The 20,871-nt window shown below is 70.9% G+C and carries 17 protein-coding genes; 13 read left to right on the top strand and 4 right to left on the bottom strand.

From position 1 onward, the window contains the following. Nucleotides 1-34 precede the first annotated feature (34 nt). Both J2Z30_RS40050 and J2Z30_RS40045 read left to right on the top strand, forming a co-directional pair. Nucleotides 35-1,867: an FAD-binding dehydrogenase gene (locus J2Z30_RS40050; RefSeq protein ID WP_044567201.1), complete on the top strand. Its 1,833-nt coding sequence runs from the start codon at nucleotides 35-37 to the stop codon at nucleotides 1,865-1,867. Between the two features lie 41 nt (nucleotides 1,868-1,908). Beyond that, nucleotides 1,909-2,313 carry a hypothetical protein gene (locus tag J2Z30_RS40045; RefSeq protein WP_308280232.1) on the top strand — a complete coding sequence of 135 codons (405 nt, stop codon included), beginning with the start codon at nucleotides 1,909-1,911 and terminating at the stop codon, nucleotides 2,311-2,313. A gap of 43 nt (nucleotides 2,314-2,356) precedes the next feature. Here the strand turns inward: J2Z30_RS40045 and J2Z30_RS40040 are convergent, their stop codons facing one another. Both J2Z30_RS40040 and J2Z30_RS40035 read right to left on the bottom strand, forming a co-directional pair. Beyond that, a complete protein-coding gene (locus J2Z30_RS40040) occupies nucleotides 2,357-3,367 on the bottom strand; it encodes a DMT family transporter (RefSeq protein WP_372453384.1) in 1,011 nt (336 codons plus the stop codon). Then, nucleotides 3,364-3,969 carry a TetR/AcrR family transcriptional regulator gene (locus J2Z30_RS40035; RefSeq protein WP_044567199.1) on the bottom strand — a complete coding sequence of 202 codons (606 nt, stop codon included), beginning with the start codon at nucleotides 3,967-3,969 and terminating at the stop codon, nucleotides 3,364-3,366. The genes J2Z30_RS40040 and J2Z30_RS40035 overlap by 4 nt, the downstream gene beginning before the upstream one ends. 181 nt (nucleotides 3,970-4,150) lie before the next feature. Between J2Z30_RS40035 and J2Z30_RS40030 the strand changes: the two genes are divergently transcribed. Beyond that, the gene (locus J2Z30_RS40030; protein WP_044567197.1) at nucleotides 4,151-4,786 is read left to right on the top strand and encodes a cysteine hydrolase family protein; all 636 of its coding nucleotides are present in this window, start codon (nucleotides 4,151-4,153) and stop codon (nucleotides 4,784-4,786) included. Here J2Z30_RS40030 and J2Z30_RS40025 read toward each other — a convergent pair. Continuing rightward, complete coding sequence (locus J2Z30_RS40025) at nucleotides 4,752-5,996, bottom strand: MFS transporter (protein ID WP_044567194.1); 1,245 nt, start codon at nucleotides 5,994-5,996, stop codon at nucleotides 4,752-4,754. The two genes, J2Z30_RS40030 and J2Z30_RS40025, sit on opposite strands and share 35 nt — an antisense overlap. Nucleotides 5,997-6,150: 154 nt before the next feature. Here J2Z30_RS40025 and J2Z30_RS40020 point away from each other — a divergent pair, with 154 nt between their 5' ends. Then, nucleotides 6,151-7,137 (top strand): ArsR/SmtB family transcription factor, encoded by a 987-nt coding sequence (locus J2Z30_RS40020; protein WP_044567193.1) that lies wholly within the window; start codon nucleotides 6,151-6,153, stop codon nucleotides 7,135-7,137. Between the two features lie 4 nt (nucleotides 7,138-7,141). Here the strand turns inward: J2Z30_RS40020 and J2Z30_RS40015 are convergent, their stop codons facing one another. Continuing rightward, on the bottom strand, nucleotides 7,142-8,536 hold the full coding sequence (locus tag J2Z30_RS40015; protein ID WP_044567191.1) for a cytochrome P450: 1,395 nt from the start codon (nucleotides 8,534-8,536) through the stop codon (nucleotides 7,142-7,144). A gap of 423 nt (nucleotides 8,537-8,959) precedes the next feature. Between J2Z30_RS40015 and J2Z30_RS40010 the strand changes: the two genes are divergently transcribed. The 9 genes from J2Z30_RS40010 to J2Z30_RS39970 are packed head-to-tail and all read left to right on the top strand — an operon-like array spanning nucleotide 8,960 to nucleotide 20,865. Next, nucleotides 8,960-11,725 carry a phosphoenolpyruvate synthase gene (locus J2Z30_RS40010; protein WP_078956423.1) on the top strand — a complete coding sequence of 922 codons (2,766 nt, stop codon included), beginning with the start codon at nucleotides 8,960-8,962 and terminating at the stop codon, nucleotides 11,723-11,725. Then, nucleotides 11,718-13,433, top strand: coding sequence for an AMP-binding protein (locus J2Z30_RS40005; protein ID WP_044567190.1), 1,716 nt, complete (start codon nucleotides 11,718-11,720; stop codon nucleotides 13,431-13,433). Before J2Z30_RS40010 ends, J2Z30_RS40005 begins: the two co-directional genes overlap by 8 nt. Then, complete coding sequence (locus J2Z30_RS40000) at nucleotides 13,430-15,085, top strand: hypothetical protein (RefSeq protein WP_044567189.1); 1,656 nt, start codon at nucleotides 13,430-13,432, stop codon at nucleotides 15,083-15,085. Before J2Z30_RS40005 ends, J2Z30_RS40000 begins: the two co-directional genes overlap by 4 nt. Nucleotides 15,086-15,101: 16 nt before the next feature. Beyond that, nucleotides 15,102-15,425, top strand: a complete 324-nt coding sequence (locus J2Z30_RS39995) for an acyl carrier protein (protein ID WP_209469035.1) — start codon at nucleotides 15,102-15,104, stop codon at nucleotides 15,423-15,425. Beyond that, nucleotides 15,422-16,576, top strand: coding sequence for an SDR family oxidoreductase (locus J2Z30_RS39990; protein WP_044567188.1), 1,155 nt, complete (start codon nucleotides 15,422-15,424; stop codon nucleotides 16,574-16,576). The genes J2Z30_RS39995 and J2Z30_RS39990 overlap by 4 nt, the downstream gene beginning before the upstream one ends. Then, the gene (locus J2Z30_RS39985) at nucleotides 16,573-17,577 is read left to right on the top strand and encodes a nucleoside-diphosphate kinase (RefSeq protein ID WP_044567187.1); all 1,005 of its coding nucleotides are present in this window, start codon (nucleotides 16,573-16,575) and stop codon (nucleotides 17,575-17,577) included. Before J2Z30_RS39990 ends, J2Z30_RS39985 begins: the two co-directional genes overlap by 4 nt. 15 nt (nucleotides 17,578-17,592) lie before the next feature. Next, the gene (locus J2Z30_RS39980) at nucleotides 17,593-18,582 is read left to right on the top strand and encodes a ScbA/BarX family gamma-butyrolactone biosynthesis protein (RefSeq protein ID WP_044567186.1); all 990 of its coding nucleotides are present in this window, start codon (nucleotides 17,593-17,595) and stop codon (nucleotides 18,580-18,582) included. A gap of 52 nt (nucleotides 18,583-18,634) precedes the next feature. Further along, entirely contained in the window at nucleotides 18,635-19,543 is a 909-nt protein-coding gene (locus tag J2Z30_RS39975) for a UbiA family prenyltransferase (protein WP_044580776.1), read from the top strand. A 14-nt stretch (nucleotides 19,544-19,557) separates the two neighbouring features. Next, nucleotides 19,558-20,865: an amidohydrolase family protein gene (locus tag J2Z30_RS39970; RefSeq protein ID WP_372453383.1), complete on the top strand. Its 1,308-nt coding sequence runs from the start codon at nucleotides 19,558-19,560 to the stop codon at nucleotides 20,863-20,865. The last annotated feature ends 6 nt before the right edge of the window (nucleotides 20,866-20,871 follow it).

Below are 20,871 nucleotides of genomic sequence, written 5' to 3'. Positions count from 1 at the left end.
CGCACCCTCCGAACCCCCTTCCGGAAGGCAGCTCATGGAGAACTCCACAGAGAATTCCGCGTCGCCCGCCGGGATCAGCGGGGCCAGCGGGACCAGCGGGATCAGCCGCCGCCGCGCCCTGACGGCGGCGGGCGGGGTGCTCGCCGGCGCCGCGCTCGCCCAGGCGGCGGTCCCGGCCTTCGCCGCCTCCGGGGCGTCCTCGGACGCGGACGCCATCGTGGTCGGCCACGGGCTCGCCGGCCTGGTGGCCACGGCGGAACTGGCCGCCGCGGGGCGCAAGGTGCTCCTCCTCGACCAGGAGCCCGAGAGCAACCTCGGCGGCCAGGCGTTCTGGTCCTTCGGTGGCCTGTTCTTCGTCGACTCCGAGGAACAGCGGCTGATGGGGATCAAGGATTCCCCCGAACTGGCCTGGCAGGACTGGCTCGGCACGGCCGGCTTCGACCGCGGTGTCAGCGACCCCGGTGGCCAGGACTACTGGGCCCACAAGTGGGCCGAGGCGTACGTGGACTTCGCCTCCGGGGAGAAGCGGTCCTGGCTGCACGGACTCGGTGTGCGATGGTTCCCGATCGTCGGCTGGGCCGAGCGCGGCGGCGGTCTCGCGGACGGCCACGGCAACTCGGTGCCGCGTTTCCATGTCACCTGGGGCACCGGTCCGGCCGTGGTCGAGCCGTTCGAGAAGAAGGTGCGGGCCGCCGCGAAGGACGGCCGGGTGACCTTCAAGTTCCGTCACCGGGTGGACGAGCTGATCGTCACCGGTGGCGCCGTCACCGGGGTGAGTGGCTCGATCCTGGAGCCGAGCGACGCCGCCCGCGGCAAGCAGACCTCGCGCACCGTGGTGGGCGACTTCGAGCTCAACGCCCCGGTGGTGATCGTCACCTCCGGCGGTATCGGCGCCAACCACGACCTCGTACGCCGGAACTGGCCCGACCGGCTGGGCTCGCCGCCGAAGTTCATGGTCACGGGCGTCCCGGCGTATGTGGACGGCCGCATGCTGGCGATCACCGAGCAGGCGGGCGGACGAATCGTCAACCCCGACCGGATGTGGCACTACACCGAGGGCCTCAGGAACTACGACCCGATCTGGCCGGGCCATGGCATCCGCATTCTGCCCGGCCCGTCGTCGATGTGGTTCGACGCGAAGGGCAGACGATTCTCCAGCCCCGACATCCCGGGCTACGACACCCTGCACACCCTCGGATCGATCACCGCCACCGGCTATGACTACTCGTGGTTCGTCACCACCCAGAAGATCATGGCCAAGGAGTTCGCGCTCTCGGGCTCGGAGCAGAACCCGGACCTGACCAACAAGGACATCCTGCAGCTCCTCTCCCGCATCTGGCAGACCCCCGAGCCGATCCAGCGGTTCCGGGACAAGGGCGAGGACTTCGTCGTCGCCACTTCCCTGCCCCAACTGGTCGCGGGCATGAACAAGTTGACCGGCGACAACCTGATCGACCTGGCGGACCTCAAACGGCAGATCGAGGCCCGCGACCGGGAGATCGAGAACCCGTACACCAAGGACGTCCAGGTCATGGGCATCCGCAACGCGCTCGCCTACCCCGGGGACACCCTCAGCCGCACCGCGTCCGCGCACCGGATCCTGGACTCGGGCGCCGGACCGCTGATCGCCGTGCGCCTCAACATCCTCACCCGCAAGACCCTCGGCGGCCTCCAGACCGACCTCTCCGGCCGCGTCCTGGACGCCTCCGGCCACCCGATCGGCGGCCTGTACGCGGCCGGTGAGGTGGCGGGCTTCGGCGGGGGAGGAGTGCACGGCTACCGCTCCCTGGAGGGCACCTTCCTCGGCGGCTGCCTCTTCTCGGGCCGCACCGCGGGCCGCGCGGCGGCGTCCGCGACCGCGACCTGACCCGGCGGGCGCGCGGACGTGGGAGACTCGTCCCGCACTCCGTGGCCGACCGGGAGCACTCCCGGTCGGCCACGCGCCGTGGCGAGGAGGACGCGTTGGGCGGGGACGATCCGCATATCCATGTCGAGTCGAAGGTCGTCCGCGGAGTGGCCGCCGTCCGCGAGATGATGGCATCCACATTCGGCCTGGCCGGTGACCTGCCGAGCCTCGTCGACACTGGATGCGGACTGCGGGCGCCGTACGCGATGACCTCGCCCCGCCCGGAGAACGTCACCTGCCTCGCCTGCCGTGAGCATGCGTGGCAGGAGCATCTGCGCTTCGCGGGCGAGATCGAACGTCTGGGAGGGATGGCCGGATCGGCCATCAGCACGGCCCAGGCCAAGCTGGCCGCCGAAAAGCATCGCGAGCTCGCGGAGAGGTTTTCCGGCCCGCGAAGGGCTGAATGACATCACCGCACGGCGGACGCCCTGGCGTCGGGCCGGAGCCTCGCTACGGCGCCGGGTCCGACCGGGCAACGGTGTGCTCCACCGCTGTGCGCCGCGGCGGCGTCACGCCGTCCCGCCGCTCTCGGCGTCGCCCGGAGACGCCCGCCGGGGCCGTGAGGACGGCCAGACAGGCGAGGACGAGTGCCATACCGCCCCAGCCCGCGTCGGGGAGGCGTTCGCCGATGACCAGCACGGCGAGGACGGCCGCGATGGCCGGTTCCAGCAGGGAGAGCGTGGTCGCCGTACTGGCGGGCACATGCGCCAGCCCCCAGCCGAACAGGACGTAACCCGCGAACATGGGCACCAGCGCCATGTACGCCCCGACGGCCATGTTGGACCCGGAGTCGAGGAGCGGGGCGCCGGTGACCAGGAGGACCGGCACCAGGAGCAGTCCGCCCACGCCGAAGACCGCACCCATCGCCGCGCGCGAGGTGATCCCCTGGGTGATCAGGCGGTGAGCCGCCCAGGAGTAGAGGGCATAGGTCGTGGCCGCCACGAGGCCAAGCCCCACACCGACCACCGTGGCGGCCGTGGATGTCTGCTCCGCGCTGCCAGGGGCCCCGGCGGCTTGGCCCGCGCACAGCATGAGGGTGCCCAGCAGGCCCAGGGCGGCGCCGAGTTTCCAGCGGCGGGTCAGCCGTCGCCGGTCCATGACGCGTTCGATCACGGCCGAGGCCGGCGGGGCCATGCCGATCGACACCACCGTGCCCACGGCCACTCCGGCCAGGTGCATCGCGCTGTAGAACGCCAGGGGGTAGGCCGCCACCGCGACCGCGCCGAGCAGTACGGTGCCACGCCGGGCACGCAGCCGCGGGGCCTGGCGGGCGATGCGGGGAGCGGCGAACAGAGCCTGGAGCAGCCCACCGAGGCCCATGGCGACGGCGCCGATGGCGAGCGGGCCGACGTCCGGGGCGAAGGTGGCCGCCGTGCCGGTGGTGCCCCACAGTACGGACGCGGCGAGCACGCACAACGATCCGGCGCCCGCCGGGCGGGCGCCGTGTCCGGGGGCCGTCACAGCCGGTCCAGCAGGGCCGCCGCCATCGCGCGGGCGTGCCGCAGACGGCTGTCGTCCCCTTCCAGACCGGCGCGCGCCATCGCGCCCTCCAGCAGGAACGCCAGGTGCTCCGCCATCGTCCGGGCGTCGTCGGGGCGCTCGGGCAGCAGCTCCTCGAGGTGACCGGCGATCAGTCGCTCGACCTCCTCCTTGTGGCGGCGCACGACGGTCCGCCCGTCGTCCCCCGCGGGCAGCTCGGCGGCCGCGTTGAGCAGGCCGCAGCCGCGGAAGCCGCGCTCGTAGGCGAACGCCGCGTGATCGGCGTAGGCGTCGAAGACCGCGAGGACGCCGTCGCGGGGGCTTTCGGCCCGCTCCAGCCGCGACCGGTACATCGCCAGCCACTCCTCGTGGCGGGCGTCGAGATAGGCCCTGACGAGATCGGCCTTGGAGGAGAAGTTGTTGTACAGGCTCATCTTCGCCACGCCCGCTTCGGCGGTGATCGTGTCGATTCCGGTCGCCGTCACGCCGTCGGCGTAGAAGCGGCGCGCGGCGGCCGCCAGCAGACGCTCCCGCGCGGGCCGCCGCCTCCCGGGCTCCGACGTCCTCACGCCCGTCTCACTCATCGCATACACCCTGACAGATTAGGTAGGTAGGTCTACCTACTATAGGAGGCGCCGAGGGCCTCCCGGAAGTGGGTGGGTATGCCGTGCGGCGTTCGAAGGGCGACGGATGGGTACTCGGAGCCTTCGGGATGTGCCTGTTCAGGCGATGAGTGATCTTCCACGAGCCCACGGAGGAGACGTCATGGCCGAGACCTATGCCCCCCGGCGGACGGCGGTGCTGCTGGTCGATCCCTACAACGACTTCCTCTCCGAGGGAGGCAAGATCTGGCCGGCCGTGGAGAGCGTCGCGCGGGAGGTAGGTCTGCTGGACAATCTGCGCGCCATCGTCGGCTCCGCCCGGCAGGCCGGGGTGCGGGTGGTGTTCGTCCCGCACCGCCGCTGGGAGCCGGGTGACTACGAGTCGTGGGACCACCCCAACCCGACCCAGCGGAACATCATGGTGAGCCACTCCTTCGCCCGGGACACCTGGGGCGGGGAGTTCCACCCCGACTTCCAGCCGGGGCCGGGGGAGGTGGTGGCCCGGGAACACTGGTCCCAGAGCGGATTCGCCAACACCGACCTGGATATGCAGCTCAAGCAGCACGGCATCTCTCATGTGATCCTCGTCGGGCTGCTGGCGAACACCTGCATCGAGTCCACCGGCCGGTTCGCCATGGAGCTGGGCTACCACGTCACACTGGTCCGCGACGCCACAGCCGCCTTCAAACCCGAGATGATGCACTCCGCGCACGAGCTGAACGGCCCCACCTTCGCCCATGCCATCCTCACCACGAGGGAGCTCCTCACCGCGCTGCGAGGGGAGGGTCCGGCGGCGTAGGGGCCGTGTTACGGCGTGGAGCCTGAGCCGGAACCGGCAGGCTCCCCCGAGGTCGGCGCAGGACCGGCAGGTGGCGGACCAGGGCGAGGACGGTGAGAAGCGCGACGAGTGCGCACACGCCCCACCAGCCGGACCGGCCCCAGGCGCGTACCCCGAGCCAGGAACCCGCGCTGCCGCCCAGATAGGCGCAGGTCATATAGGCGGTGTTGAGCCTGGAGCGGGCGTCCGGGCGCAGGGCGTAGACGCGGGCCTGGTTGGCCACCATGCCGGACTGCATCGAGATGTCCAGCAGCAGTGTGCCGACCGTCAGGGCGGCCAGGCCCGGCGTCCCGCCCAGGGCGCCCGCGGCGAGGACCGCGGCGGAGAGGAGCACCCCGAGCAGACAGACGAGGTTCACCGGATCGGGCCCTCGCCGGTCCACCAGGCGCCCGACGAGCGGAGTGCACAGCATGGTCGCCCCGCCGACCAGCGCGAGCATGCCGACGGCCTGGGCGCCGAGCCCGTAGGCGGGACTGGTGAGGAGCAGCGCCAGGCAGGTCCAGACGGCCGAGAATCCGGCGAATACGGTCGCCTGGTACCAGCAGGAGCGGCGCAACTCCGGCTCGGTGCGCAGCAGACGCAGCGGTTCGGCCAGGAGGGCGGGGTAGGACTGCCGGGAAGTCGGGGTCGTGGCGGGGACGGTGAACGCCAGGACGGTGGCGAGCAGCACGGCCAGGACCGCGGCCACGAGATACGGGGCCCGCCAGCCCAGCCAATCGCCGAGGGTGCCGCTGAAGGTGCGGGCCAGCAGCATGCCGCCGGTCGATCCGCTCAGCAGGGTGCCGATCACCGCTCCCCGGCGGTCGGCGGCCACGAGACCGGCCGCCAGCGGGCCGACGATCTGCGCCGCCACGGTGGTCAGGCCGACGAGAGCACTGGCGGCGACGAGGGGCGGCAGGGCCGGTGCGCAACCCGCGGCGAGCAGCGCCAGGCCGGTGAGGCCGAGCAGGACGACGAGGAACGTACGGTGCGGAATCCGGTCGCCGAGCGGCACCAGCAGGACGATTCCGGCCGTGTAGCCGACCTGGGTGGCGGTCACCACCACGGCGGCCGAATCGGCGGACACCTTCAGCCCGTCGGCCACCAGCGGGCCGATGGCCTGCGGGAAGTAGATGTTGCCCACCGCCACCGCGCAGGTGATGGCGAGGAGCAGGACCATGCGGCGGCTCATCCGGCCGTGGTCCGCACACGCGGGGGCCGCACACGCAGGGGGTGGCTCAGGGGGTGTCTCACGGAATGTGTCGTGGGATGTGTCGCGGGATGTGTCATGGGCCGAAGTCCATGGCACCGGAGCCCCGCTGCCAATCGATGTAGCGTATGGCTTAATGATCAGCTTTGTGCTCGATGTCGAGGATCTGGCGGACACGCGGTTCGCCGTATCGCCCTTGAACGAGACGGTGTTCAGCCTGCGGGTGCTGCACGACCCGAGCCTGTCCGCGGTACATCTGTCGTGGCGCAGATCCGTGCTGGGCAGACTCGGCGACCTGGACACCGACCTGCTGATGTCCTTGGTGGCGCGGCGACGCACCCTTCCGGACTTTCTGACTCCACGGCCGGCGAGCTTCGCCCCGGCCTTCGAGGACGAACTCGCCGTCGTCCGCCAGACCCCTCCCGGCCTGGTCCGCCGCGATCTGCTGGCCACGCACGCGCCGGACCCGCCGCCCCCGGCGCTGCGCGATGCCACCGCCGCCGACGACGCGTCCGTCGCCGGACTCCGCGACACCATCTGCGCTCTCCTGCGCCAGTACTGGGAGATCGCCGTCAAGCCGATGTGGCCGCGGATGCGACTCGTCGTGGAGGCGGACATGACCTACCGCGCGCGCCAACTGGCCATGGGAGGCGCCCGCTTGCTCTTCGCCGATATGCATCCCAATCTGCGCTGGCACGACGGGGTGCTGCACATCGCCAAAATGATCAGCCGGCACCGTGTCGTGGCATCCGGCCGAGGTCTGCTCCTCCTGCCCTCCGTCTTCGCGCACAAGCCCGCGCCCCCGTTGAGCCCGGAAGAACCTCCGTCGCTGGTCTACCCCAGCCGTGGCGTGGCGACGCTGTGGGCCTCGGCGCCCAGCCACGACGCGGCCGCGCTGGTGTCACTCGTCGGCGCGCCACGGGCGAGGCTCCTCGGTCTCCTCGAGGAGCCCCTGCCCACGGTTGAGCTCGCCCGCCGGCTGAGGGTGACTCCGAGCGCCGTGTCCCAGCACCTGCGCGTCCTGCACGCCACCGGGCTGGTCACCCGGGCGCGCCACGGGCGGCAGGTGCTGTACCGGCGAAGTCCCCTCGGTGACCGACTCGCCGCCGCCCCGCGCGAGTGATGGCCTATTCGGACGGGGCCGGGTGTACGGGGCACCTCGGCTCTTCGCTCAACGGCGCGCGGTTCAGGGGCTGTTCGCGGGCCACCGCGACGGCGCGCTTTCCCGGGACCAGGGTGACGTGCCACATGCGCTGGGCCTCCGGCGCGGGGTCGGCGGCGGTCAGCTCCACCCTCCGCAGCACCTCCCGAATGATCACCTTCATCTCCATCATGGCGAGTTGCGCGCCGACGCAGTAGCGTCGGCCGCCACCGAACGGCAGGAAGGACTTCTGCGCCGCTTGGGCCGCTTCGCCGAGGAACCGCTCCGGCCGGAACTCCTCGGGGTCCGGATACGCCTCGCTGTCCTGGTGGATGAGCGAGAACATGGGGATGGCCACCCACCCGGCCGGGATCTCGTATCCGCCGAGCCGCAGCGGCTTGTCCAGCAGACGCCCCGAACCGGTGATCACCGGGCGCAGCCGCAGCACCTCCTTGACGACCGCCTCGAGGTAGCTGTCGTCCTGGCCGCGCTCCAACTCCTCCCGCAGCCGCCGCAGTACGTCGGGGGAACGCATCAACCGTTCGAAGGCCCAGGAGAGGCCCGTCGCCGTGGTCTCGAGTCCGGCCTCCAACAGAGTGAGCAGCTCATCGCGGATCTCCTGGTCGCTCATCGAGCGGCCCTGGTCGTCCCGCGCCTGGAGCAACCGCCCCAGCACATCGGTGGCGCCGCTGTCCGCCTCGTCCCTGCGCCGGGCGATCTCGGCGAAGAGGATCTCGTCCACCGCCGCGCCGGCCTTCATGGTGCGGGTCGTGGGCAGGACCGGTATGCGCATCGCCAGCGGTGACTTCTCCGCCCATGCCCGCAGTCGCGCGGGCATCAGGAACAGGAGCGGGGAGCCACTGGCCTTGGACAGGGTGAGGAGTAACGCCCGCAGCCGGGCCAGCTGCGTGACGTCGCGGATCCCGAAGACCAGCCGCAGGGTGACCTCCAGCGTGATGGCCTGCATGTGCTCCTGGAGCGCGAACGGCCTGCCGAGCGGCCACGTCCGGATGTCCTCCGCGGCGATCTCGGCGATGAGGTCCGGGTAGCTCGCGATGGACCGGCCGTGCAGGGCCGGGCTGAGCAGCTTGCGGTGCCGCCACCACGGCTCGCCGTCGTTCGTGAACAGCGAATAGTCGCCGAGCCAGGGCACGTATCCCGCGCGCAGCGCCCCGGCCCGGTTGCCGTCGCCGTCCGTGCTGTAGATCTCCGCGGCGAGTTCCGCGGTGGACACCACCACCTGGGGCGGGAAGCCGATCAGCTGCATGCGGAACACCGGACCGTAGCGCCGCCGGAGTGACGCGAAGTAGTGGACCGGGTCGCGCATGCGCATGGTCTGCAGAAGGGCGGGCTGCCGGGAGCCGGGAGGAAGGAGGGACATCGGTATTCTCCAGTTGTCCAGCGTCCGCTCGGTTCTCCGGCGTCCACGAGGTAGCGGCCACTAGTCGGTAGCGGCCACTAGTGGCCACTGTGCGGCCCACCAGGGATTCGCCACCGTCCGGGGAGAACAAAGGGCGTGGGGGGCAGGAAACGGGCGGGAGCAATGGCAAGGGTCCTAGCGTTACCAGCTCACTACTACCCCCGGCGAAGGCCGGGCACCAGGGGGAGCCGGCCGGCAATCGCTAGGGAAATGCGTAGCAACCAGCCAAAGTCTCACGGCGTCTTGAATCAGGACGTCATGAAGTGGCCTTGCAAAAGAGGGGGGACGGATCGCAATCGCCAGACCCGTGGGGTACGGTGAAACTTCCTCGTGATCAAGCGGGGTGTGTTTCGCGACATGCGTGCCCGGAGGTCAAGGAAACCGATGCGAGCCATAGTCGACGACAGCCTCCCAGGTGAGGCTGCGAAGCTGGCGGGCGGGAAGGGGAAGAATCTCCATGAGCTCTCCAGGAACGGGCTCGCCGTCCCCCGGTGGGCAGTCGTCGGGCTCGATGTGTTCCAGGAATTCATCGCCGCACTTGACGAGGCGGGACGCATCGAGGATCTGCTCGCCGAGGTCACTCAGGACAATGTGAAACGAATCTCCCGGCAGTTGGCCGAAATCATTGAGTCGGGGGAGTTGAGCGACGACGCCGCGTCGGTCGTCGAAGAGGCATATTCGCATGTGGGGCGCCCCCGGGTCGCGGTGCGCTCTTCCGGTGTCGAGGAGGACGGCTCGGAGCTCTCCTTCGCCGGACAGTTCGCCACCTTCCTCAACGTGTCCGGGCTCCCCGAAGTGACAGCGCACGTCAAGAAGTGCTGGGCCTCGGCGTTCTCCGAGCGATCGCTGCACTACCGGCTGCGCCACGGGCTGCCACTGCGTGACGCGGGCATCGCCGTCGTGGTGCAGGACATGGTGGATGCCGAGCTCAGCGGCGTCATGTTCACCGCCAACCCGGTGACCGGCAACCGGCGGCAGTATGTGATCAGTTCCGTGTACGGACTGGGCGAGGGCCTGGTCTCGGGCGCGGTGGACGCCGACACCGTCGTCCTCGACGGCGCCACGGGCGCGGTGGACGACACCGTGCTGGGCGACAAGCAGGAGCGCTATCGCCTGGATCCGGCCGGTTCCGGATATCTGATCGCCGAAGTGGAGCGGGCCGACCGGGAGAAGCTGTCGCTGGAGCCGAAGGACATAGCGCGGCTGCACGAGGCCGGGGCGCACATCGCGACGGTCTTCGACACTCCGCAGGACATCGAGTGGGCGTTCGCGGACGACGCCCTGTGGATTTTACAGGCCCGCCCCATCACCGCGCTGCCGGATGCGATCCAGCCATCGGGCGATGAGTTGGGGCCGAGCGAAGGCGAACTCCGGATCTGGGACAACGCCAACATCATCGAGAGCTTCTCCGGAATCGTTTCACCGCTGACCTACAGCTTCGCGGCCAATGTCTACGGCAGGGTCTACGAATACTACGCCCGAGGTCTCCGGGTCCCGCCCGCCGCACTGCGCGAGATCGAGGAATGGGCTCCCCATATGCTTGGCTATTTCCATGGCCGGGTGTACTACAACCTGCTCCACTGGTATCGCATGGTGCGGATTGCGCCACTGTACAAACTCAACAGGAAAGTACTGGAGGTCGCGATCGGCGTCGAGGAGCCACTCGACGACGAAATGGCCGAGACCATCTACCCGTACACCTTCTCCTCTTCCTTACGCGGTCGGCTGTCCCGCGCGAGGACGGTGGCCGCTTTCGTACGCCGCTTCCTCACCATGAACCGTTCTGTCGAACGATTCATGGCCTACTTCTACAAGGCGTACGAGGAGTTCGACAACGTCGACTACGACGCGATGGAGGGCCAGGACGTCTACCGGCGATTCCGCGCCCTGGAGAAGGATCTGCTGGAGAAGTGGGGTCCGATGCAGACCCTGGACGCGACGATTCTCTGGTCCATCGGCGCACTCGCCCTGCTGAACAGAGGCTGGCTGCCCGACGCCCCCGAGTGGCTCACCTGGAGCGCCGCCAGCCCCGGCTCCCGGGTGGAGTCCATCGAACCCGCCCGTGCGCTGTCGGCCCTCGCCGCCACCGTCCGTGACGACGCCGAACTGAGCCGCCTCATCCAGGAGACCCCGGCCGCGGACACCCATCAGGCGCTGCGCGACGGCGGCCACACCGCGTTCCTCGCCTCGGTGGAGGAGTACGTCGCCGCGTACGGCTACCGCAGCCTCGACGAACTCAAGCTCGAAGTGCCCGATCTGCGCGAGGATCCGTCGACCCTGTTCGCCATGGTGCGTGCCGCGCTGCCCGAGGTGGACACCAATTCCGGTGACAAGGCCGACGCCTATCTGGACGAGCACCTGCGCGGACCGCGGCGGATGCTCTACAACGTCGTCCGCCGCAAGGCACAAACCTCCCTCTACAACCGGGAGCGGCTGAGGTTCTGCCGCACCCGCGCCTTCGGCTCGGCGAAGCGGATGCTGCGCGCCATGGGCCGCGATCTCGCCGGGATGCGGGCGATCGACCACTGGAACGATGTCTTCTTCCTGCGCCTCGAGGAGCTGCGGGGCGCCTATGAGGGCACGACGGCGCACACCGATCTGCGCGGCCTCGTGGAGCTGCGCAAGTGTCAGCGGGCCGAGGACGAGCAGCTGTCCGCGCCGTCCCGGTTCACCACCCGGGGGGCCGCCTACTGGCGGGGCAATCTGGAGCGGGCCGGCTTTGTGAGGGGCGGCGTGGCGCGCACCGGCGTCCGGGAGTTGCGCGGCACCCCGTCCTGCCCCGGTGTGGTCGAGGCCCGCGCCGTCGTCACGGACACTCCGGTGGATGTGGACGGCGGGGTCCTGGTGACCTACCGCACGGATCCGGGCTGGGTCGCCGCACTGCCGTCCGCCTCGGCGCTCATCATCGAGCGGGGCAGCCCGCTGACGCATGTGGCGATCGTCGCCCGTGAGCTCGGCATTCCGACGGTCGTCCAGGTCAAGGGCGCGGTCACGGAGATGGAGACCGGTATGCGGCTGAGGGTGGACGGAGGTACGGGGGCGATCACGTTCCTAGACGACGACACCCCGGCCGAAACCGGCACCGAGGCCGGGGCCGGAATGGACAGTGGGGCCGAGGCCGGGAAGGCGAAGGACGCGAAGAGTGAGTGACACACTGCTCTCCTGGCTGACGGATCCTCCCCGGACGGCCGGAGACCTCCACGGCCGAGGCATCCACCTCGCCGACGACCGAGGCGGCTGGGAGTTCCACGGATACCCCGAACTCGCCGCCTCCGCACGGCGGGTGGCCGGATCGCTGGCGGCCCGAGGGGTACGCCCCGGCGACGTGGTGTGTGTCCTCCTACCCACCGGTTTCCCGTGTCTGTCGTCGCTCTTCGGTGTCTGGGCCGCGGGCGCCACGGTCTGCCTCATCCCCCCGCCGTCGTTCGCCGCCGAGGCCGAGTACGTGGAGCACGCGGCCGGGATCCTGCGGCAGACCGAGGCCGCCGTCACCATCACCGCCGAGGGCCTCGCCCCCCTGGCCGCCCGGGTACTGGCCGCCGCGGGCACCGACCGTGAGCCGTGGATCTGGCGCGATGACGGCGATGAGATCCAGCCCCGCGAACCCGCCGAACTCGCCCTCCTCCAGTTCACCTCGGGCTCCAGCAGCCGCCCCCGCGGAGTCCGGGTCACCTGGGCGAACCTGGAGGCCAACCTCGCACTGATCCGGAGCACACTCGGCTGGCGCGCGGGCGACGCCGGGGCCTCCTGGCTGCCGCTCCACCACGACATGGGGCTCATCGGCTGTCTGCTCACCCCGGTGAGCGTCCAGGACGATCTGTGGCTCATGCGCCCCGAACAGTTCATCCGCGATCCGGCCCGCTGGCTGCGGTGCTTCGCCGTCGCCGCGCACACCGCCGCCCCGCCCTTCGCGTTCGAGTACGCGGCCCGGCGGCTCGGCGACCGGCTCGCGGACCTGGACCTGTCCGCGTGGCGCAATGTCATCGTCGGCGCCGAACCCATCAACCCCCGTGTGCTGGAGCACTTCGCCAGGCTCGCCGCACCCGCCGGATTCTCCCCCTCCGTCTACCTGCCGTCGTACGGGCTCGCCGAGGCGACACTCGCGGTGACCGTCCGTACCTCCGACGCTCCCGCGCCGACCGTGCGCGTGGACACCGGCACGCTGCACTTCGGAGGCCCCGTCACCATCGACGAGGAGGGCGAGTTCGCGGGCGAGTTCGCGAGCTCCGCGAAGACGCCCTCCGACGTTGAGGACGGCTGGCTGATCGGCTGCGGCGGCCCCGGCGACGGAGTGGGCGCCACGGTGGTCGACGACGAGGGGCGGGCCCTGCCGGACGGCCACCTCGGCGAGATCGAGGTGACGGGCCCCTCGGTGACGAGCGGCTACCACGCCGGGCGCACCGGCTCCACGCGGTTCGTCGACGGCGGTATCAGGACCGGGGACGCCGGGTTCTTCCACCGCGGCGAGCTGTTCGTGCTCGGCCGCATGGGCGACAGCCTCAAGGCGCGCGGACGCAGCGTCTACATGGAGGACCTGGAGGCGAAGGTGGTCTCCGCGACCGGGATCGCCCGGGAGAAGTGCGCGGTCGTCGGCGTCGAGGGCACCGGCGGCACCTCGGTGACGCTGTTCGCGGAGAAGGCCGAGGGCGCGTGGGTGGAGGATGCCACGCTCGTCCTGCGCAGCGCGCTCGGCGACGAGGTCGCCATCACCGTCGTCACCGGCCGCAGCGGGCTGATCAGAAAGACGTCCAGCGGCAAGCCGAGACGTCGCCACATGTGGGAAGAGCTGCGAGCGGGCCGACTCGGGGACGCGCGCGTCCGCGAGACGGCCCACGTCACGACCGGGAGGCCCGTGTGATCCTCAGCGAGGACTATCTGCAGAACCTGCTCGACAAGACCATTCCGCAGATCCACTCCGTCGCCAACTGCGCTGTGGTCCTCGAGGGTTCGATCGCCGAGGGCTTCGGCAATTCCTCGTCGGACATCGACTTCCTGCTCATCGCCGACAGCGACGCCGACCTGCCCACCATGCCCTCGCTCCTGTTCCTGGACGGGCGGCGGGTCGAGGTCAGGACCCGCTCCGTGCGGCAGCTCGCCGAGCAGTTCTCCGCGATCACGACCGACGCGCGCGACCACGTGGGCGCCGTCCCGGAGGATCTGCTGAACCGCTGTCAGCGTCTGCTGCGCAGCTTTCCGCTGCGCAATCCGGACCTGGTGGCGAAGGTCAAGGGGCTGATGTCCTTCGACGACTTCCAGGACACGATGCGGGAGTGGTGGGCGCACCACGCACGCCAGTCGATCCGCTACGCGCTCGCCCTGCGGGAGCTCGGCCAGGAGGAAGAGGCCGCGGCATGGACCGAGGCCGGACTGCTGCAGGCGGTGAAGTCCTGGGCGGCGGGGCGGGGAGAGACCTATCTGGAGCCGAAGTGGCTGCCCATGCAGCTGGACCGCCTCGGTGACCTGTCGCTGTGTGACCGGTACCGGACGCTCGCCTCGGTGGAGGCGTCGGGCCTGGACCCCGCCGAGTACAGCACCGCGGGCGTCCGGCTCACGGCCGATCTGGGCGTGGCGGGCGCCGAACCCGACGCCGAGCGGATCACCGTGGCCAGGGCCACCGGGGTGACCACCTGGCAGACCGGCGACCGTGTGCATGTCGTACGCGACAAGCAGGATGTGTTCGTCCTCGGCGACCGCGCGGCGCGGGCCTGGCGTTCGGTCGTCTTCGGCCGGCCCCTGGGGAGCGTAGTGGCCGTGGCGGACGCGTCGGGAGCACCACAGGCGGGCCCGCAGATCGCCCAGTTCCTCCGCTTCGGTCTGGTGAAGGTGGCGTGGAAGGGCGAGGGCCCAATCGTCCCCGCCATGCCGCTGGCCGCTCCGTCGGGCCCCGTCACACCGCCACCGAGTGTCGCGCGGCCCATCGTCACGGTGGGCGGGGCGGCGGTCGGCGGTGAGGAGGGCATCGATCTCGTGCCCATGCCCGCCCGCCGGTTCAGCGCCGCCGCCATGACCCTCGTATGGTCCAACGTGCTGGTGGAGAACGCCCGCGAGGACCTCACCGGCGCCCTGGACCGCGAGCAGTGGAGCGTCGCCGAACTCAGCGCCCGGAGGATACTGCGGGCCGCGCTGCGCGGCGTGCTCAGCGCCTACGGTGTCAACCCGCTGCCCCCGGACTCCGAGGTCGTCCGCAGGCTGTCCCTCCTTCCGGCGGGAGCGGACACCGACGAGATCCGGGCGAAGGCCCGGCACCTGGCGACGCTCACGATCGCCTCCACGGCCCAGGGCAGCGCGGCGCTCACCGCGCTGGACGACTTCGTCGCCCTGGTCCGGCACACGATCGGCGCGCACAGCTTCCCGTCCTCCTTCGACTCCTCGGACGGATGGCGGCAGACCCTGGAGATCGGCTACGACTGGCTGCGCCTCGGCGCCCACCTCGACGCGGACCTGCCCATCGACGAGGCGAGCGATCTGCTGTCCAGCGGTGGCGCGCAGCCGCATCTCGCCACCACCTGACGCAGAGGGAGGAACGTTGACGTCAAGCACCAGCACACCATCGCTGAACGAGGACGAGACGCGGAGCAGGGTGTACGCGATCGTCGGCGCGATGGCGCCCGCGAGGGGTGCCACCCTGGCCGACGACACCGCGCTCATCGCGGATCTGGCCTATGACTCGCTCCGGCTCATCGAACTGACGCTGGCGCTGGAGGAGGGCTTCGGGCTCGGGGAGCTAGCTCAGGAGCGGACCGCCACGGTCACCACGCTCGGCGACATCGTCCGCCTGGTGACAGAAGCACGGCGAGAGACCGAGGCATGGCGAGAGACCGAGGCACGGCAGGCGGAGGCGGGCCGATGACGGAGCGCTTGAGGATTCTGGTGACCGGCGCGGCCGGACTGGTCGGCGCGGAGGTCACCGCCCGGCTGGTGGCGGCCGGGCACCAGGTCACCGCCCTGGTCCACAACCAGCCGGTGGTCGTACGCAACGACGGGACCCCGCTGGAGCCGGACGCCGTCACCCGCCTGTCGGGCGATGTGACCAAGCCCCGGCTCGGCCTGCCCGAGGCCGCGTACCAGGCGCTGGCCGCGGACGGCCTCGACCGCATCGTGCACTGCGCCGCGATCACCGACTTCGGCCTCCCCGACGAGGTCTACCAGGCGGTCAACGTCGACGGCACGGTCCACGTCCTGGAGCTGGCCCGCGCCGCGGGCGTGCCTCTCGTACACGTGGGAACCGCCTATGTGTGCGGTGAGCGCGACGGGCTGATCCGCGAGACGGAGCTGGACGAGGGGCAGCGCCTCGCCAACGCCTACGAGGACAGCAAGTTCCGGGCCGAGACCCTGGTGCACAAGGCCCAGGCCGACGGGGTGCGGGCCGCGATCGTCCGCCCCAGCATCGTCGTCGGCGACGAGCGCACCGGCGTGGTGCGCGACTACAAGAACATCTACGTCGTGCTCAAGCTCGCCACCGAGGGCAAGGTCCGCTCCATCCCCGGCCAGTACGAGGCGCGCCTCGACCTGGTGCCCGTGGACTATGTGGCGGACATCATCACCGAGGTCACCCACCGGTTCGAGGAGGCGGCGGGCCGGACCTTCCACGCGGTGGGCACACCGCTGACGCTGCGGGACTTCTCCGATGTGATGGCCGAGTACCCGCCGTTCCACGTGCCGAGGTTCGTCCCTCCGACGAGCTTCGACGCCCAGCGGCTGCCCCGGCGGGAGCGGGCGTACTACGAGCGTGTCATGACGCTCTACGAGAGCTACTTCCGGCGCCGGATGCGCTTCGACGACTCCCACACGGCGGGCCTGGCCACCCGCAGGCCACCGGCGGACGGGCAGGACTTCCTGCGCGCGCTGATCGACCACTGCCTGGAGACGGGCTACCTGGGCGCACCGCCCGCCGATGCCACCGAGGTGCTCGCCCGGCTGAACATAACGGGCCCGGACGCGACCTCCGCGGCGAACGCGACCGGCCCGACCGCGAGCGATGTGAACGGAGCCGGCCGATGACCGACGACACGACGAACGGCCGGCCCTTCGGCGACGACATATCCCCGGCCCTCAGCTGCGATCCGCGCAAGCGCGTCCTCTTCGGCTCGGACACCTGGTTCCTGGAGAGCGCCGAACAGCTCGCCACCCTCACCGCCGACGTCGACGGCTTCCTCCACCGGCACGCCGCACTGCTACTCAAGCCCGACGCCGTGGTCAGCAGGCAGTTGCCGACGACCGTCGACTGGCTGGCCCGGGAGGGCTTCCGGATCGTGGCCGCGGAACGCACCCGGCTCACCCCCAACACCGTGCGGGCGCTGTGGTACTTCCAGTGGAACCTGGCCACACCGGAGCGCCGCCGTCTCGCCGATCTGTTCACCGACACCTGCGACTCGGTGGTGCTCGTGGTGCGCCGGGACGCCGACGGGGCCGAGGCCCCGCCGAGCGTACCCGCGTCGGTCGTCCTGACCGAGCGGAAGGGCCCGACCGATCCGCTGGCCCGGGTTCCCGGCCAGCTCCGCTACGCGACCGGCCGCTACAGCTATCTGCTGAACCTCGTCCACACCCCCGACGAACCCGCCGATGTGGCAAGGGAGTTGGGCATCCACTTCGGTGCCGCGCTCCGACAGCGGGTCTACGCCTCCGCGCTGGCGGGCGAGGACCAGTCGGCCCGCGCGCGTGAGCTCGGCGAGCGGTTGCACGCCGAGGTGCCCGAGCGGGACCTCTCCTTCGAACCGGCCGCGGAACGGCTCAGGCGGGCCGTGGAGGAGGCGGCGGAATCCCTGGCCCCCGGCGCCGTCCGGGACGAGCTGCGCGCGGCCCGGCTCGCCGCCCGGGACCGGGAGGGCTACCGGCGGCTGATCGAAGCCGTCTGGCGGGCCGGGCTGTCGTTCGACGCCTGGGACACGGTGATCGTCGGCTCCCATGTCCTGCCCATGAAGCGCAAGGGGCTGGCCCCCGTGCTCGGTGGAGTCAGCGTGTCCGACTGGCAGCACCACCTGGCGCGGTCGGCGGTTCGGTAACACAGAGGGGAAAGCATGGACACGGTGGAATTCAGCCGGACGGTGCCGCGTGAGCTCGTCCACCGGCTGAGCCTGGCCGAGGTGTTCCTGACCGGCGTGCTGGCCCGGGACGAGGACACCCTCGACATCGGGGTGCAGATACCCCGCTCACACGCCTTCTACCGGGACACGGCGGGCTGCCGCCACGTGTACGACCCGATGGTCCTGGTGGAGGCCGTCCGGCAGTCGCTCCTCATGCTGGGCCACGATCTGTTCGAGAACCCGTTCGGCACCAAGTTCATCCTGCGGGACATCGCCCTGCGCGACGCGGACATCACCGCGCTCGCGGTAGCGGACGTACCGACCGAGGTGGTGCTGCGCTGCCGCATCGTGCGCCGCTTCCGTGGCCGCGAGGGACTGAAGGGGGCGCGGCTGTCCTACACCGCGCTGATCGGTGACCGCGTGGTGGCGACGCTGGATGGCTCCATGTCGTGGCTGACGCCCGCCCAGTGGCAAGCGACGCGTGAGGACGTGCGTGCCACGCTGGGGCTGCCCGTCCAGGCCACGTTCACGGCCTGTGAGCCGGGGGAGCGGATCGGGGAGGCGCTGGTCGACCGCAGGGACGCGGCGAACGTGGTCATCTCCCCGCTGGAGCTCCAACTCGCCCCCGGCACCGCGGAGATGGGGACCGCGCGGCTGCTCGTGGACACCGGCCACCCCGTGCTGTTCGACCACCCCCTGGACCATGTCCCCGGCATGCTGACCCTTGAGGCGTTCCGGCAGCTGAGCCTCGCCACCGCCGTGGAAACCGGGGCGCTGCCGTCGGCGTCGGCCGTCCTCACGGGGCTGAAGGCGCGCTTCACCGGCTTCGGCGAGCTGGACCTGCCCATCACCTGTGAGAGCGTCCGGGTGGAGGACGACGGGACGAGCGCCGTTCTGCGCTGCGCCATGAAGCAGGCCGGACACACCATCGCCGACGGCGAGCTGCGCCTCACCCCGGCACCCGCGGAAGCGCGGCCGATATGACCCCCGCCCCCGGCACGCCCGACCGTCCCATGTCCGGGAGACGGTGGCGGCGTTGAGCGATGTCCTGACCGCCACCCGCGTACCGGCCCGGCTGGGCCGTTTCGTCCTGCGGATGTTCCGCCCGCAGATCTACGTCACCTACGGCGTGCTGTGGACCCTGACCCTGGAAGGCTCGGCCGAGGCACTCTCCGGGCCCTCCTCGCACTGGACGCCCTCCGGGGCGACCGTGGTGCGCGCGGTGAGTGTGGTGCTGGCCCTGCTGTTCGCCCGCATGGTCGATGAGCAGAAGGACCTGGAGTACGACCGCCGGCACAACCCGGACCGGCCCCTGGTGACGGGCGCCATCACGGTGGCGGAGCTGCGCGGCGCGATGGCGCTGATCACGGTGCTCGTCGTCGCGCTGAACGCACTCGTCTCGGCCCTCTCCGTGCTGCTGATCCTGCTCGCCCTCGGATACACCGTGTTCCTGGTCGCGCTGGAGCGCTGGTCGCCGCGGATCGGCGAGGCCCTCATCGCCAATCTCCTCGTCAGCTACCCGGTGCAGCTGCTGCTCTCCGGCTACCTCTATGTCTCGCTGCTGACCAGCGACGCGATCGACGGTGACGGGCGGGCCGTCCCGCTGATGGCCATGTTCGCCTGCGCCTTCCTCCAGTTCGAGTTCGCCCGGAAGACCGAGTGGCGGCGGGACCCGGAGGCACGGCTGTACTCGGAGGTGCTCGGCCCGCGCGGCAGCGCGGCCGTGTCTCTCGCTCTCGCCGTGGGCGCGGTGGCACTCGGGCTCCTGCTCTTCGGGACGCGGGGCCTGCTGCCTGCGCTGAGCGTCGTCTTCCCCGCGCTCGGCGCCTGGCGCTTCCTCGTGCGCAGACAGCCATCCGGGCTGATGCTCCCGGCGATGGGCTTTGTGCTCTTCTTCAACCTGCTGTGTTTCTACGGCTCCACAGCGATCGCGATCGGACGGTGAGAGAGGTGCGGCCGGTGATCATCGACAAGGTGCGGATCTTCGACGGGACAGCGATGCTGGGCCCCGGGGCGGTGGAGTTCGCCGACGGGGTCATCACACGCGTCCTGACGGAGCCCGCCGCGGCTTCGGATGCGCCGGCGCCGGCGTCGGCGTCGGCGTCGGCGTCGGCGTCGGCCGAGGTGATCGACGGAACGGGTCTGACGCTGCTGCCCGGCCTGATCGACGCGCATACGCATGTGTTCGGCGCCGAGAGCAATCTCGAACTGGCGCTGGCCTTCGGTGTGACGACCGAGCTGGATATGTTCATGGGCCCGCCGGAGCTCACCCAGGCCCTGTGCACGGCGGCGGGCGAGCGTGCCGACCTCGCCGATATGCGCAGCTCGGGGCTGGTGGCAAGCGCGCCCGGAGGGCACCCCGGGCATGCCATGCCGCTGCTGCCGACGGTGGCCGGGCCGGATGAGGCCGACGCGTTCGTGGCCGCGCGGCAGGCGGAGGGCGCACACTTCATCAAGATCATCGTGGATGACGGGGCGAACCACGGGATGTCGCTGCCCGCCCTGGACCGGGCGACCGTGACGGCGCTCGCCGACGCCGCGCACCGCCGTGGACTGCTCACCGTGGCCCATGTGTCCGCCGGGTGGTCCGCGCGACTCGCCCTGGACAGCGGAGTGGACATGCTGACGCACCTTCCACTGGAAGCGGCGCTGGACGACGCGTTCGTCAGCCGGACCGCGGACGGGAAGCGGGTCGCCATCCCCACCCTGGCCATGCTGGAGGCGTCCGCCCCGGAGACCCCCTCCCGGTCCCGTACGGGACGAGCGCTGGCGGACGATCCGCGGGTCGTCGGCTACCTCCCGGATCACGCCCGTACCGCGATCGCGGAAGGCCACGAGGGCCTCTGCGTGGAGAAGGAGTCCTCCGAGCACCACTTCACCCACGCCCTGGCGAGCGTGGCCCGTCTGCACCGGGCAGGAGTGCCGGTGCTGGCGGGGACCGACACCAACTACCGGCCGGACCGCGCCTGCCCGGTCGTCCACGGCGCCAGTCTCCACACCGAGCTGGCCCTCCTCGTGGAGGCCGGACTGACACCGGCGGAGGCGCTCACGGCGGCGACCTCGGCGCCCGCCGCGCACTTCGGCCTCTCCGACCGCGGGTTGATCGCGCCGGGTCGGCGCGCGGACCTCGTCCTCGTCGAGGGCGATCCCACGCAGGACATCACTCACACCCGGTCGATCGAGGCGATCTGGCGCGGCGGCGTCCGCTTCGACCGCGAGGCGTACCGCGAGCGCACCGCCTCAGGAACAGGCGGGACCCGCGCGTGAGCGCGA

This window comes from Streptomyces iranensis, assembly GCF_017874715.1.
In the GTDB taxonomy this organism is placed as follows: Bacteria; Actinomycetota; Actinomycetes; order Streptomycetales; family Streptomycetaceae; genus Streptomyces; species Streptomyces iranensis.
The sequence above is the reverse complement of the archived record's forward strand: the minus strand, read 5'-3'. Positions and strand labels throughout refer to the sequence as shown.

Excerpts from the sequence above, each read along its gene's own strand:
- J2Z30_RS40020 (WP_044567193.1), top strand. The coding sequence starts at position 6,151 with ATGATCAGCTTTGTGCTCGATGTCGAGGATCTGGCGGACACGCGGTTC.
- J2Z30_RS40050 (WP_044567201.1), top strand. The coding sequence starts at position 35 with ATGGAGAACTCCACAGAGAATTCCGCGTCGCCCGCCGGGATCAGCGGG.
- J2Z30_RS39990 (WP_044567188.1), top strand. The coding sequence starts at position 15,422 with ATGACGGAGCGCTTGAGGATTCTGGTGACCGGCGCGGCCGGACTGGTC.
- J2Z30_RS40010 (WP_078956423.1), top strand. The coding sequence starts at position 8,960 with ATGCGAGCCATAGTCGACGACAGCCTCCCAGGTGAGGCTGCGAAGCTG.
- J2Z30_RS40025 (WP_044567194.1), bottom strand. The coding sequence starts at position 5,996 with ATGAGCCGCCGCATGGTCCTGCTCCTCGCCATCACCTGCGCGGTGGCG.
- J2Z30_RS39980 (WP_044567186.1), top strand. The coding sequence starts at position 17,593 with ATGGACACGGTGGAATTCAGCCGGACGGTGCCGCGTGAGCTCGTCCAC.
- J2Z30_RS40035 (WP_044567199.1), bottom strand. The coding sequence starts at position 3,969 with ATGAGTGAGACGGGCGTGAGGACGTCGGAGCCCGGGAGGCGGCGGCCC.
- J2Z30_RS39985 (WP_044567187.1), top strand. The coding sequence starts at position 16,573 with ATGACCGACGACACGACGAACGGCCGGCCCTTCGGCGACGACATATCC.
- J2Z30_RS40015 (WP_044567191.1), bottom strand. The coding sequence starts at position 8,536 with ATGTCCCTCCTTCCTCCCGGCTCCCGGCAGCCCGCCCTTCTGCAGACC.
- J2Z30_RS40030 (WP_044567197.1), top strand. The coding sequence starts at position 4,151 with ATGGCCGAGACCTATGCCCCCCGGCGGACGGCGGTGCTGCTGGTCGAT.